Raw genomic sequence first — 12145 nt, 5'->3', positions numbered from 1 at the left:
GGATTTAATATTCATGTTTGTTGTTGTTTTATATTGGGTATGGGTAGATTGCTGGGTCGCTAAAGTATAACACCATGTTAGAGTTCGTAGCTGACATTAATTGACTTGGTGATGTTATACCTGGCACAACAACCTGTAAGTCAGTGTTAACTAGTGTAGTCCATATTGGGTTCTTAGCATTAGCCATTCCAACTGCACTATCATAGGTCATCATTGCGTTCTCAAGAGCCTGAATATTGTTCAAACAGTTAGCTGTTGGGTTAGTAGTGTTTGATGGCACTATAGCCTGGCATTGGCCTGTTATTGGGTTGGGGAATATGTTGGGGTCAAACACTAACACAACGACAATATACCATGGGATACTCTGGTTTGTGGTAAATGTGACCAAGTGGTCGTGGGCTGGTGTTGGTAAAACACCCTCTGGTAGGTTAAACACACCGTTCTTAATACCCAAAGCCTGCTCAACAGCAGTAAATGCTGGTGAGTAGATGTAGGTCATGTGGTCAGGACAGGCAGTCATTGTCCCAGCAGCACCACATTGGGTGGTAATAACATAAGTCACATTGTTGTAGGTAAATGTTGGGAATCCCTGGGGTGTTGCATTAAGTTGTGTGGGACCAAATATTGAGAGACCTGCAAAAGCAGGGACTAAAACAAACACTGGTGCAGCGTTCTTGGGGAACGCTGAAATATTACCAGCACCGACTTCACAGCCCATTGCAGCCTTGCTCTGGTTAGTCTCATTGGGGAAGAACGTTGTGGCAGGGGGTGTACACATGAACTGGGCAGTATACTGGAACGTTATTACTTGGCCATTGTAAAAGGCACCAGAGGAGTTAACAGTAACAGGCTTAGTCAAAGTAGAAGTAACTGTTTGAGTCTGTGTAGACGTGACTGTCTGTGTTGCGGTAACTGTCTGTGTAGAGGTGGTTGTCATTCCCGGTGTGGTTACTGTAGAAACCACAGTTGTTGGCACTGTAGTAGTAACAGTTGATGTGGTCGAAGGCTTGGTGGCATATAGTGCGAAACCTACAGCCGCAATTATAATAAGGATTACGGCTACCGCTACAAATACAGCGTTAGATACCGCTCTAGTATTTTTCTTGTGTTTACTCATTTTCCAATCAAATATGATAGCGTATATTTTCTTACTTAAGAATTAGTTAAAAATTTTCTAACGACAAACTAATATATCGGATTTTATGAATAAACCTAAGTATGCCATCTAAGTATTACAAGATTATTGTTATAGTTTTACTAGTAATTATAACTGGAGTCATTATAGGTGTTTCACTGTCTTCTTCAAACAATTCATCGTCTTTAGGTAAGAATATCTCCATATATCCAGAGTTAGTTGAGTTAAGTAAACAGGGTTATAATGTACAAGCTTATCCTACTAATTTACAGGTTCTTCCATTAAACTTTTCATCAGAGGGTAAACCTGCGGTAATATACGTAGGAGCTGAATGGTGTCCCTATTGTGCAGTTGAACGATGGGCTCTAATATTAGCTCTTCTTAGGTTCGGAAACTTTACAGGCTTAGAGTATATGCAATCTAGTTCCACAGACGTTTATCCTAATACGCCTACCTTCACTTTTGTGAAGGCTAACTACACTAGCCCATATATATCTTTTATAGGGATAGAGTACGAGGCTAGAAATGGAAGTCAGTTAGAACCCGTTCCTACCAATATTTATCAAATGTGGACCCAATATGGTAAGGGTCAGATACCGTTCATCATAATAGGGTATTATTATCAGGTAGGTACTTCAATTAATCCCGGTCTCATGTCAGGGCACGATTGGAATTACGTTATAAGCCAGCTTAATGATCCAAATAGTCAAATATATCTACAAGTGTATGCGCAGGCTAATCTAATTACTAAATATATTTGCCAAATTGACGGCGGGAAACCTACAAATGTCTGTAATGTTTTCTTGAACAGTACATCTTCGACCACTACTACATCTCAATCATCCAGTAGCCTCCAGGCATCACAGGTAGTTATGGTTTTGCCAGAGATTGAAAGTAGATATATATCATGAACTAAAAATTAATCTTACTGTCTAAGTTAAAACGCATAAAAGTTCTCTCTGTTTTTCTCTCCACAGTTCTGTGAACTGAAACATTGATAGGATCACCAAGATTAAGGTAGATTGTCCATCACAGTTTTATAAATTCTTTTAAAGAATGATCAGACTAATTCAATGTGTTCTATGAATTAATGTTGTACATCCACTTGCTAGGAGTTATAGGATGGGCTGGTCTTAGTACTGGAGCTTATTATCTCATTGAATTTATGAAATTATCAGATTCACGAATACTGGTAGCCTATAGAAAGTTAGTTTTTATCGAGATCATATCCTTGTTTGTTATCGCTTTATCGGGAGCTTATATGTGGATGGAGTTAGGATTTCCCAAGTGGGCTTATTATGCCTTTATTATATCTCCCTTCCTCCTTTTCTTGGAATTTTACCACTATAGACTTACTTATAGGGGACTAGTTGAGTTCAGAAGGAGGATGAGGTTTGTATCTGTACTCTACATACTCGTTACACTCTTTTTGTTTTACGTTATGATATTTAAACCTGAATTCTTCCATGTATAAATATAGTTCGAGAACCAATAGTCACTTCCGAGAGTGTATATTTATTCTATTGAATATAAGGTAAAAAAGAATAAAAAACTTCTTACATTACTTTGATATTTTGTTTTATCTTGTTTAGGGTATCTTGTGGTATTGATGTTAGTCCGTGTGACATCTTTGCATGAGCCATGAGCTCTTCTAATAACTCTTGTTCTGAAGATGCTGCCTTTATTTCAAATCCGCAGTCCATTCCAACACTGCTACAGGCGAAATAGTATTTTCCGCTCTTCTTTATGTTTTGCTTTATTTTGTTTACTAGATCAGGTGGTATTGATGTTAGTCCATGTGACATTTTTGCGTGGGATTTAAGTGCTTCTAACAGTTCGTCTTCACTTCCAGCATTAACTATTTCGAATCCGCAGTCCATTCCTACATCCGCACATTTGAAGGTGTACTTTACCATTTACTATCACATAACATTAGTTTTTTAAATATATATAGAGGCGTTTGAATAGTTTTAATGAATTAATAAATATATCTTTCACGGAATTATAATATATGGTATTTGGATTTGGCAAGAAGAAGAAGTACGAATTTAGTTGTAGTAGCGTAGGAATGAACTGTGGATTTGAAGTAAAGAATGCGTCCTCTGAACAGGAAGTGCTAGAAATACTGAAGGTCCATGCTAAGACTGCCCACGGTATGAAAGAAATTCCATCAGACGTAGCAGAAAAGATAAAACAAAACATTAAGAAAGTGTGATTCCATGGATATAGTAGATAAGAGAATTCTTTCATTTTTTCTCAAAGATGGCAGAATATCACAGAGAAGAATAGCAAGTCTGCTTAACTTGACGCCTGCAAGTTTAAATTATAGGTTCCGAAAACTTATAGATAGCAATATTTTAAAGGGATTTAAGTTATATATTAACCCTAACTTTTATGGTCAATATCAACTGTATATTGCCTTTAAGAATTACAAGGAGATAGACGCTGATTGGATTTCCTTTAAGCTAAGATGTCTAGAATGGCTTAATGTCTACGGCATATATGGTTCAAGTCAAACTGAGTTAAAGGATAGGATAGAGTATATGCGTAAGGAACTGGGAGATCCTGTGTTAACTTATTTACCTGTTCAGTATAAGCTCAAACCCTCAAGTTTAGATAAGAAGATTGTTGAAATGTTGAAGGAAGACCCTAGGCTAGCTTCTTCGGAAATTTCTAAAAAGTTAGGCATCAACACTAGAGTTATAGAAAAACATATCAGGCATATGAGATTCAGAGGGATGATTTTGATAGTGCCAGAAATTAATCTAGGAAGGGCAGACATAGTTATATTCTCCATGTTCTCTAAGAGAATTGAGGACATATCACCCGTTTTACAGGAATGTAAATTGTGGCAATTTACTGATGGTTATGCTGGAATAACTGTTTGTTATGCTGATAATGTGGAAGGAGCTAAGAAGTATATTAATGGCGCCAGAGAGGTTGATAAGGATTCAGATGTCATGATAATATATGATTATGAATTTAAAACAATGAAGCAGAGCCCAGAGTCTACCTCCTCTCCGTTCTGAAGAGTAAGGCTGTTGGCTACCTCTTGACCAGAGGAAAACAATTGGATTGAAATATTTTTAATTTCTAGTTTATACTTACCCGTATTTTTTAGTATAATTTCATGGTTAACAGATATACTTTTGATTTGAGCTTACAATCTCAGAAAAAACATTTTAAGAGGTTTACTATTTTTAAATTTCTACTGTAAGAACGACTTTCGTAACTCACTTATTTTCTCTAATATATCGTTCATCTCTACTATCTCTTTCTCTAGTTGGGGGTCTTTTTTCAAGGTATTCATAACACTAACTATTTCATCCCAATATTCTCCCATGTATATTTCGGGGCTATATTTATGCATAGATATAAATGAGATATTTTTAAGTAACCTACTCATAACCCCAAGTTTAATTAGTTCACTTCTATGTTTGCTAATGAAATCATTCAAATAGTCTAGCAGTACTTGAATGTAAGCAATAATTTCATTTCTTTCCCTTTCACCAGGTTTTAGTAGCTCAGACATGTTTAATCCCCCCTCTCTGAGTTAAACCTCATTTTCAATTAGTCTCTTCTATTTTCCACCTTATATTCACTTTTATTCCTCTTGTCAATGTATCTTTCATGGGGCACCTCCTTTCAGCCTCCTCTATAACCTCATTAATCTTGGTATCATTAGACTTAACTGAGATATGGTAATTGACTTCGAGCAAGCCTGGTGGTACACTGTTTTTACCTTGAAATCCATCAGGATCTAACTTTCCCTCTATATAACCCTCTATCCCTTTCACGTCTACCCCTTTCTCCTTTGCAATGTAATTAACTGTTAGTATAAGACATGACAACGCTGAAGCTAGACATAGTTCCTCAGGTTTAACATAATTGGAGCCTAAAGTTCCAACTTCTAGAATTTGATCGTCCATTATTGTTATAGTTACCTTATCCCCCGAAAATTCTCCTTCAGCCGTAAATGTGATTATTGTCAATTTATTACACCTATATCCTTAAGGATAGCTGCCTCTATACCATATTTTATGTAAAGATCAGTCCTCTCTTTCTCGTTGAAGGTTCTGTTCAATTTTTCTTCAAGCCTTTCTATTTGTCTTGTGATTACTGTACTAATATTTGTTTCAATAGAGGGTCTGTTTACCTTAAAGGTATAGTATATGTCGAGTAAAAACTCATACATATTCTCCTCCATATTCAGTAAGACGTTTTCTAACGCGGGGATTAATTGACCATTAAAATTTAGCATTTTTGCTTTAAAGTAAGGTTTCCATTTTAACATATTAGCTTTCACAAACTCCCATGAGGGAGGAAAACCTGTGTATTCCTCAGCTGTAGGAACTGTTACCACTTTATATTCCTTTCCATCGACTTCAACAATTGCTTCGACCTCTAACTCTAATTGATTTACCCTTTCCTTTGTCATTTAATTTATTCTTTTATCATAGGGAGAAAAATTTTTCTTTTTTGTTTTTGTTTATTTTTAATTATGGAGCAACAAACATCTAATGAGGAATGTGTAAAAGACTGTCTTACAGCCAGTAGCAGGTCACCGAACTGGAAATTTATAAGTATCTCAGAGTGTCTTGCTAGATGTAGAGAGATACAAATAAAGAAACTCTAAATGACTTCTTGAACTTCAGGTTTATTGAGTATCTCCTGTATAGCATTGATTAAATCATTTTCTGAAAATCCAAATATAACAGGCTTTTCAGTTTCAAATATTCTCCGCACCACACTGTTAATATTATTAACCTCTACTCCTCTAAGGCTCTCCTCTAGTTTCTCTAGAAAGTTCTTAGGATTCATGACAAAGAAGTCTCCTGATATAGATATCTCATCAACCTTTTTTTCCACTATTCTCATTGTTATCCTTAACAATTTTCTGGCTTTATAATCAATGTGACAAATTGCAACTGATGAGGAGATCTTAACACACCTCTCTGAATGTAAATCAGGATGTCTATTGTCCTTATAGTAGATCCACTCCTCATTAGCTTTTTCTTTAGCTAACGATTCCCACAATTCGATCTCTTCCCTAGTCAACCTTGAGTCCTCAAATTTTATGCCTAATGACCTCTCAAATTCATCCTTCAACTTCTTCTCAATTTCCTCCCTTGGTGGCACATATCCTAACTCTCTCTCTAGGGACGTTAACCAATCCCTTATGTCCTTTGCCATTTTATCTCTGAACTTCTCTGAGGGTACTTTTATGCACCTTGTCATAGTATCAACATCTAACTGAAAAAGGATATTTCCCGTTATGACCACTGCGTTGCCAAACGTTGATGCACCATTACCACTTATTTTCTTTCCGTTTACTACTATATCCTGATCCCTTAAGTTTGCGTTAAGACCATAGGATTTCAGGACGTTAACCACTGGTGTTAAGAATTTCTCGTATAACTGAGAGGGATTTCTTGGAACTTCTTCAGCTCTAACTACTATAAAATAATCATGCTCACCTGGGGTAATTACCACTGTTCCGCCACCTATGTCTCTTCTCACAACAGTAATGTTATTCTGCTTAGCACATTCAAGATCTACTTCCAACCAGACCTCTTGATGTACACCGACGTTGATGAATGGAGTCCTGGCATAGAACGTCATTAAGGTATTTTTCCCGTTCTTGTTAACGTAATCTGCTACAGCAACAAACGAAGTTATCATATGATAGCCGTCTTGGGGAGGTAAGGAGACATATCTCCAGTCTCCCATTACTGTAGCCTCTTACATGTTAATTTCTCTGAGGTTATAATCTCCTTGAGTTTTTGTATAGCTTGCTGTCCTGTTAATAATTGCTTAACTTCCTCCTGGTTACTAATTTTAATCTTTGCGATCCATCCTTGACCATAAGGATCTCTGTTTAAGATCACAGGGCTTTTTTCAACTTCTGAGTTGGAATCCACTACCTCACCGGAAACTGGTGCAGGCACTGGTCCAGCCCATTTCCCGCTCTCTAGAGTTGCTACAGGTCTTCCCCTCTCTACTTTTATACCTTTCTTCTTTATCCTTATCTTCACAATTTTCCCTGCCATGGTTTGTGCTAAATCCGTTATACCAACTACCGCAATATCACTTCCCTCTATTTTCACCCACACTGTGTTCTTTCCATCAATATAATAGTATAGGTTTTCTGGGATTTCACAATTAGCTTCTACTACCATAATAGGTCTATACTATATCTCTAAATTTAAATAAATAAAATTTACCTTAAAGAAAATATGAATGGCTTTTTTATTTTATTATATTATCTGCATCAACATAAATCTGTATTCTACCAGCTAAACTAAATGGACTCTGAGGACTCTCTTCAGGAACTATTTTTCCATGACACAATCCTATTTGCTTCCTCCTCAAATTGGCTTCTACAATCTTGTATGTTCTTAAATGCTCTCTTAACAAGATCTACGTCAGTAACTGAGACTTTAATAATCCAACTTCCATATGGATCTTCATTAATTATTGATGGGTTTTTTATAACCCGTTCATTAATATCTACCACCTCACCTTCTATTTGCAATCTTATTTTTCCTATCCACTTTGCACTTTCTACTGAGAACAGTATGGTTCTATTGTTGACCCTTTCTCCTACCCTTCTAGGGACAGACACTTGGAATATCTTTCCTGCAAGGTACTGCCCTAGATCGGTCATGCCCACACTTACAACCTTATTTTCCTCGACCTTAATCCACACATGTCTCTCAGGTTCATACAATAGATCGTCTGGGAAATTGAAAAATGAAATTTTCATACACTTTTTAAATCATAAAAATAATTTATAAACCTAGCTATGGTACATTTTGCAGTTTGGTTAGACGGCGTAATACTGAAGATCGACCTAACAGATCACCTATACAAAGTCTACAAGGGAGAACGTACTATGAGCTTACCTATAACTTATGAGGTTTATGAGGACTGGCATACATTGTACGAACAAGTTAAGGACAAGCTTGCAGTTTTATCCCCCTACGATTCTGTCACAACAGATGAATTGCTTAAGAGGATAAATGTAAGCCCATTGTATGTAGTTTCGAATACTGGAAAAACGAAGCCTTCGAAGGAGCCTTTTGAGATCTTATTTAAAATAACTGAATGGGATCCCTTAGACGTCGTTATGATTGGTTCTTCGCCCCTAGATTTACTTTCAGCCAGGTTTTTTGATTCAAGGATAAAAGTAGTTTGTGTGAACAGATACTATGATTGCTCTAAATATTCCCCTTTTATTATGTCAAATGACCTGCTAAGCGCACTAGGCTCGTTGAAGAGATTGAAAATTTTTATTTAACTGTGATGAAAATAAAATCATGTCCATAGAGAATGAGGCAAAGAGGTTAGCAGCTACCTATGCTAGATGGCTCAGGAATCCTCAAGATGCTCTTTTTGGAAAAGAGAAAGAGGGAGTCGTAATCAAGATATATCAAAGGCTAAAACAGGCTAAGACTAAAAGCGAAATACTCGAGATTCTTCAGTTGAACCAATACGATATGGAGAAGACCACTATGAACGATATGAGTAGGATGATAACAGAGCTCATTTCTAAATTAAATTCCTATGATGAAGACACTGCAGTTAAATTTACAATTGAGGTATTTAGATACCTCCAGATAGCTCTATATACCAAGTTAGATAGTATGAAGAGGGGTTTATGGTACTGATCTATGACTGTTAGGCATCTTTGATTTTTACTAGGTTTCCTCTTTTCTGCACTTATACACAAATCTCTCTGGTTCCTTAAGGAACGCTAACATACATATTTCAGTATCAAAATAGTATAAAATTTCTTGGTGAGATTGTCTATATGGTGTGCATTCAGCTTCAAAAAGCCTGTTACACACAGGGCAAACCACTTTCATGGTATTTTTATCTCAAATTCCCCTTATAATTTCACCTGAACTTGGTGTAAAACCGCATTTCTTAAAAACTTAATAATTTCTTACAACTTACTTTTTCTTTTGAAAAGATTTTAAGGATAGATTTTTATATTTACTAAACTAAAGCAAATATTAATGAGAGAATTCAGATTTATTGTCGAAAGAAATAGTCAAGACTATATTCTTGCAGGCGAGGAAGCACTTCTGTTATCTGTAGCCTCTGGAAGTAGTCCTGTGCTCAGGTTCGTCATATTTGACCCTCCAGCTGTCCTAATAGGATATCATCAAACAGTTGAGCAGGAGGTAAATCTAGAGGAAGTGCGCCGTAAGAATTGGGATGTTGGTAGGAGACCCACAGGAGGCGGGACTATAATAATGGGACCGTGGCAATTAGGATGGGAAATTTATGCAGACAAAAGTCTCCTGGGAGAGACTCCAGATAATGCCATGAGACTAGGTGCAGAGGGTGTAATAAGGACACTGGGAAAATTAGGTATAAGTGCAAATTTCAGACCAAAAAATGATGTAGAAATTAAAGGGAGAAAAATATCTGGGATAGGTGCATTCTCGGAGGGAAGATATATGGGTGTCACTGGTACAATTCTCTTAGACTTTGATGTCGATGCAATGGTATCAGTGCTTAAGTTGACATCTGAGAAATTAAAGGATAAACTGTCTAAGGACTTTAAGGACAGATTAACATGGATTAACAAGGAGTTAACTTCTAGTATAGATATGGTGGACTTAATAAAAATAGCCAAGGAGGGATTTTCTGAAGCCTTGGGAGTTGAGTTAAAAGAATCTACTTACCATAAGGAAGAAACTGAGACCATAAATAGGTTGGCTAGGAAGTACTCATCCCCTGAGTGGATATTCGGTATGAGAAAGCCGTTAGAGGGTGACAACATTAGGTATTTAGAAAGGAAGCTCCCTGGAGGTCTAGTAAAAGTGCAGATTAAATTGGCTGGAGAGAATCTAATTCAGTCTGTGCTTATTACAGGAGACTTCTTTGTGGAACCTAGGACTGCAATCTATGACTTAGAGGCAAGGCTGAAATGGAGTAGAGTAGAGGATATAGATAATGAGATCAAGGAATGGTACAAGAATGTAAAGATATTGGGGATTACGCAAGAAGATCTAATAAACTTAATGAAGGAGGCGTTAAAATGAGACCACTGTTTATTTACGCTCCTAATTTGAAAAGGTATGAGACTGATTTTATCTCTTCTAGTAATGGATGGAAGTCCATTTCTGTCACAGGTAAATATTGTGCCTTTAATTGTAAACATTGTGGTAGAAGGGTTTTAGAGACTATGATAGATGGGTCTAGTGAAGAGAAGCTCACAAGGGAACTAGAAAGAGCTGTTAAGGCAGGAGATAAGGGGATAATACTCTCAGGTGGCTCTACGATCAGAGGAGACGTTCCTTTATGGAAATACGGACACGTTATTTCCAAGTACGCGGATAAGCTTACAATCATAGCCCATACCGGGGTGGTAAGGAGCCAAGATATAGCAGTTAAGCTCAAGGAAGCTGGTGTTAAGGTGGCTTTACTTGATATGGTCTCAGATAACACAACTATTAAAGAAGTTCTGAGGCAACCATTTACGGTAGACGATTATCTGAACTCCTTTAAATATCTTAAACAGGCTGGAATTAAGATAGTGCCTCATGTCATAGTTGGTCTAAGTACAAAAGGTATCAAAGGTGATTTAGAGGCTATAAGATTACTAAAAGAGGTTGAACCGGACGCCATAATTATTGTTGGGTTAATGCCATTACTTGGGACACCCATGTACAATGGAAACCAGCCATCTCCTGAGGAACTCATTACTGCCCTAAGATTTGCTAGGGATACATTTAGTAATATACCTATAAACCTGGGCTGTGCACGACCGCGAGGTAAAGATTATGTAAAGGTGGAGACGTTTGCTGTGGACTACGATATAGATGCAATCGCATTCCCTGAGGAGGAAACATATGAGTATGCAATGTCAAAGAGAAAAGTTTTTCTTAGTAATGCCTGTTGCGGAAATGTTGTTCTCGATATAATTTCAGGTGGTGTTTCATGACTCTTCGTTTAGTTTCAAGTCCTGATTGGGTGAGATTAAGCTTCGGTGCAGACATAGTCCTAGGATTCTCTCCGGGAGTATTTTTTAACAACGTTCTAAATACAACCATTAACCTACTCCAATACTATCCAGACGGTTGTAAGGCAAATTGCTCTTACTGTGGACAAGCAAGGGAGGTCGCACAGGGTCCAGAGTGTAAGACATTGATAAGGGTAGAATGGCCTTTGAGACCTTTAGATGAGGTCATCAAGAGAATAAAGGATAGACAAGGCGACATTAGATACGGTCTTCAAAGAATATGTGTAGGTCAGTTGGCTCATCCTAGAGCTTCTCCTGATGCCATAGAGATTACAAGGAGAATTAGAGAGGCTGGAATAGAATTACAGATATCAGAACTAGTTACAGCAACTTATACGTATAAGAGGCATATGATTGAAATGAAGAGGGCTGGAGCTAATATGATAGATGTGGCAATTGATGCAGCTAATAAGGAACTTTTTGACCAGGTTAGGGGGAAACTGGTTAGGAGCATGCATTCATGGGATAGATACATTCAGGCAATAGATGAGGCTGTAGAGGTTTTTGGCAAGAAGAACGCTGGTATTCACTTGATTGTAGGTTTAGGAGAAACTGAAAGGGATGCTATACATCTTATGTGGTACGCCCATTCCAGAGGAGCCAAAATATCACTGTTCGCATTTTATCCTGAAAGTGGTACTCCTATGGAAAAGAGAAAACCAGTACCAATAGACGTTTATCGAAGGATGCAAGTTTCCAGATGGCTTATAGAGAATGATTTAGTGAAATATGACTCATTTAAATTTAATGAGGAAGGTAAGCTAGTGGATATAGAAATTCCTAGTGATCTCACTGTTGAGGAGTTAGCTCCCGCATTTATGACCAGTGGTTGTCCAGGTTGTAACAGACCTTACTCAAATGAAAGACCTGGTGGTGTACTGAAGAATATTCCACTATATCCTGACCTTGAAGTCACTAGAAAGGCAATAAAACAGAGTAAGCTAGAGGTCCTAATCAAAAAATTGTTGAATTAG

Annotated in this window: 17 protein-coding genes; 9 read left to right on the top strand and 8 right to left on the bottom strand. The window is 37.3% G+C overall.

The window, feature by feature from the left end:
- Positions 1–28: 28 nt before the first annotated feature.
- Positions 29–1117, bottom strand: a complete 1089-nt coding sequence (locus tag SACI_RS01760; protein WP_011277278.1) for a hypothetical protein — start codon at positions 1115–1117, stop codon at positions 29–31.
- A 101-nt stretch (positions 1118–1218) separates the two neighbouring features.
- Between SACI_RS01760 and SACI_RS01755 the strand changes: the two genes are divergently transcribed.
- A complete protein-coding gene (locus SACI_RS01755) occupies positions 1219–2046 on the top strand; it encodes a DUF929 domain-containing protein (protein WP_011277277.1) in 828 nt (275 codons plus the stop codon).
- A 164-nt stretch (positions 2047–2210) separates the two neighbouring features.
- Positions 2211–2609 (top strand): hypothetical protein, encoded by a 399-nt coding sequence (locus tag SACI_RS01750; RefSeq protein WP_011277276.1) that lies wholly within the window; start codon positions 2211–2213, stop codon positions 2607–2609.
- An 82-nt stretch (positions 2610–2691) separates the two neighbouring features.
- On the opposite strand, the gene SACI_RS01745 is transcribed toward SACI_RS01750, so the two are convergent.
- The gene (locus SACI_RS01745) at positions 2692–3051 is read right to left on the bottom strand and encodes a DUF1059 domain-containing protein (protein ID WP_011277275.1); all 360 of its coding nucleotides are present in this window, start codon (positions 3049–3051) and stop codon (positions 2692–2694) included.
- 95 nt (positions 3052–3146) lie between these two features.
- On the opposite strand from SACI_RS01745, the gene SACI_RS01740 reads away from it, so the two are divergent.
- Positions 3147–3350 carry a DUF1059 domain-containing protein gene (locus SACI_RS01740; RefSeq protein WP_011277274.1) on the top strand — a complete coding sequence of 68 codons (204 nt, stop codon included), beginning with the start codon at positions 3147–3149 and terminating at the stop codon, positions 3348–3350.
- A gap of 4 nt (positions 3351–3354) precedes the next feature.
- Positions 3355–4164 carry a winged helix-turn-helix transcriptional regulator gene (locus tag SACI_RS01735; RefSeq protein ID WP_011277273.1) on the top strand — a complete coding sequence of 270 codons (810 nt, stop codon included), beginning with the start codon at positions 3355–3357 and terminating at the stop codon, positions 4162–4164.
- Positions 4165–4343: 179 nt separating this feature from the next.
- Here SACI_RS01735 and SACI_RS01730 read toward each other — a convergent pair whose 3' ends face one another.
- From SACI_RS01730 to SACI_RS01705, 6 genes are all read right to left on the bottom strand, one after another.
- A complete protein-coding gene (locus tag SACI_RS01730; protein WP_011277272.1) occupies positions 4344–4667 on the bottom strand; it encodes a hypothetical protein in 324 nt (107 codons plus the stop codon).
- 34 nt (positions 4668–4701) lie between these two features.
- Entirely contained in the window at positions 4702–5127 is a 426-nt protein-coding gene (locus tag SACI_RS01725; protein WP_011277271.1) for an OsmC family protein, read from the bottom strand.
- The gene (locus tag SACI_RS01720; RefSeq protein WP_011277270.1) at positions 5124–5573 is read right to left on the bottom strand and encodes a hypothetical protein; all 450 of its coding nucleotides are present in this window, start codon (positions 5571–5573) and stop codon (positions 5124–5126) included. Before SACI_RS01720 ends, SACI_RS01725 begins: the two co-directional genes overlap by 4 nt.
- Before the next feature lie 194 nt (positions 5574–5767).
- Positions 5768–6865, bottom strand: a complete 1098-nt coding sequence (locus SACI_RS01715; protein ID WP_011277269.1) for a lipoate--protein ligase family protein — start codon at positions 6863–6865, stop codon at positions 5768–5770.
- Positions 6865–7314 carry a glycine cleavage system protein H gene (locus tag SACI_RS01710; protein ID WP_011277268.1) on the bottom strand — a complete coding sequence of 150 codons (450 nt, stop codon included), beginning with the start codon at positions 7312–7314 and terminating at the stop codon, positions 6865–6867. Before SACI_RS01710 ends, SACI_RS01715 begins: the two co-directional genes overlap by 1 nt.
- A 146-nt stretch (positions 7315–7460) precedes the next feature.
- The gene (locus SACI_RS01705) at positions 7461–7901 is read right to left on the bottom strand and encodes a glycine cleavage system protein H (RefSeq protein ID WP_011277267.1); all 441 of its coding nucleotides are present in this window, start codon (positions 7899–7901) and stop codon (positions 7461–7463) included.
- A 39-nt stretch (positions 7902–7940) separates the two neighbouring features.
- Here SACI_RS01705 and SACI_RS01700 point away from each other — a divergent pair, with 39 nt between their 5' ends.
- The 5 genes from SACI_RS01700 (at position 7941) to SACI_RS01680 (ending at position 12145) form a co-directional block, all read left to right on the top strand.
- Complete coding sequence (locus SACI_RS01700; RefSeq protein ID WP_011277266.1) at positions 7941–8435, top strand: HAD family hydrolase; 495 nt, start codon at positions 7941–7943, stop codon at positions 8433–8435.
- 19 nt (positions 8436–8454) lie between these two features.
- Positions 8455–8805 carry a hypothetical protein gene (locus SACI_RS01695; RefSeq protein WP_011277265.1) on the top strand — a complete coding sequence of 117 codons (351 nt, stop codon included), beginning with the start codon at positions 8455–8457 and terminating at the stop codon, positions 8803–8805.
- Between the two features lie 351 nt (positions 8806–9156).
- Positions 9157–10191, top strand: coding sequence for a lipoyl protein ligase domain-containing protein (locus SACI_RS01690; RefSeq protein WP_011277263.1), 1035 nt, complete (start codon positions 9157–9159; stop codon positions 10189–10191).
- Complete coding sequence (locus SACI_RS01685; protein ID WP_015385405.1) at positions 10188–11093, top strand: radical SAM protein; 906 nt, start codon at positions 10188–10190, stop codon at positions 11091–11093. Before SACI_RS01690 ends, SACI_RS01685 begins: the two co-directional genes overlap by 4 nt.
- Positions 11090–12145: a radical SAM protein gene (locus tag SACI_RS01680; protein WP_011277261.1), complete on the top strand. Its 1056-nt coding sequence runs from the start codon at positions 11090–11092 to the stop codon at positions 12143–12145. The genes SACI_RS01685 and SACI_RS01680 overlap by 4 nt, the downstream gene beginning before the upstream one ends.

The sequence above is a fragment of the Sulfolobus acidocaldarius DSM 639 genome (genome assembly GCF_000012285.1).
Classification (GTDB): domain Archaea; phylum Thermoproteota; class Thermoprotei_A; order Sulfolobales; family Sulfolobaceae; genus Sulfolobus; species Sulfolobus acidocaldarius.
The sequence above is the reverse complement of the archived record's forward strand: the minus strand, read 5'-3'. Positions and strand labels throughout refer to the sequence as shown.

Excerpts from the sequence above, each read along its gene's own strand:
- SACI_RS01760 (WP_011277278.1), bottom strand. The coding sequence starts at position 1,117 with ATGAGTAAACACAAGAAAAATACTAGAGCGGTATCTAACGCTGTATTT.
- SACI_RS01755 (WP_011277277.1), top strand. The coding sequence starts at position 1,219 with ATGCCATCTAAGTATTACAAGATTATTGTTATAGTTTTACTAGTAATT.
- SACI_RS01745 (WP_011277275.1), bottom strand. The coding sequence starts at position 3,051 with ATGGTAAAGTACACCTTCAAATGTGCGGATGTAGGAATGGACTGCGGA.
- SACI_RS01740 (WP_011277274.1), top strand. The coding sequence starts at position 3,147 with ATGGTATTTGGATTTGGCAAGAAGAAGAAGTACGAATTTAGTTGTAGT.
- SACI_RS01735 (WP_011277273.1), top strand. The coding sequence starts at position 3,355 with ATGGATATAGTAGATAAGAGAATTCTTTCATTTTTTCTCAAAGATGGC.
- SACI_RS01730 (WP_011277272.1), bottom strand. The coding sequence starts at position 4,667 with ATGTCTGAGCTACTAAAACCTGGTGAAAGGGAAAGAAATGAAATTATT.
- SACI_RS01720 (WP_011277270.1), bottom strand. The coding sequence starts at position 5,573 with ATGACAAAGGAAAGGGTAAATCAATTAGAGTTAGAGGTCGAAGCAATT.
- SACI_RS01715 (WP_011277269.1), bottom strand. The coding sequence starts at position 6,865 with ATGGGAGACTGGAGATATGTCTCCTTACCTCCCCAAGACGGCTATCAT.
- SACI_RS01710 (WP_011277268.1), bottom strand. The coding sequence starts at position 7,314 with ATGGTAGTAGAAGCTAATTGTGAAATCCCAGAAAACCTATACTATTAT.
- SACI_RS01705 (WP_011277267.1), bottom strand. The coding sequence starts at position 7,901 with ATGAAAATTTCATTTTTCAATTTCCCAGACGATCTATTGTATGAACCT.
- SACI_RS01700 (WP_011277266.1), top strand. The coding sequence starts at position 7,941 with ATGGTACATTTTGCAGTTTGGTTAGACGGCGTAATACTGAAGATCGAC.
- SACI_RS01695 (WP_011277265.1), top strand. The coding sequence starts at position 8,455 with ATGTCCATAGAGAATGAGGCAAAGAGGTTAGCAGCTACCTATGCTAGA.
- SACI_RS01690 (WP_011277263.1), top strand. The coding sequence starts at position 9,157 with ATGAGAGAATTCAGATTTATTGTCGAAAGAAATAGTCAAGACTATATT.
- SACI_RS01685 (WP_015385405.1), top strand. The coding sequence starts at position 10,188 with ATGAGACCACTGTTTATTTACGCTCCTAATTTGAAAAGGTATGAGACT.
- SACI_RS01680 (WP_011277261.1), top strand. The coding sequence starts at position 11,090 with ATGACTCTTCGTTTAGTTTCAAGTCCTGATTGGGTGAGATTAAGCTTC.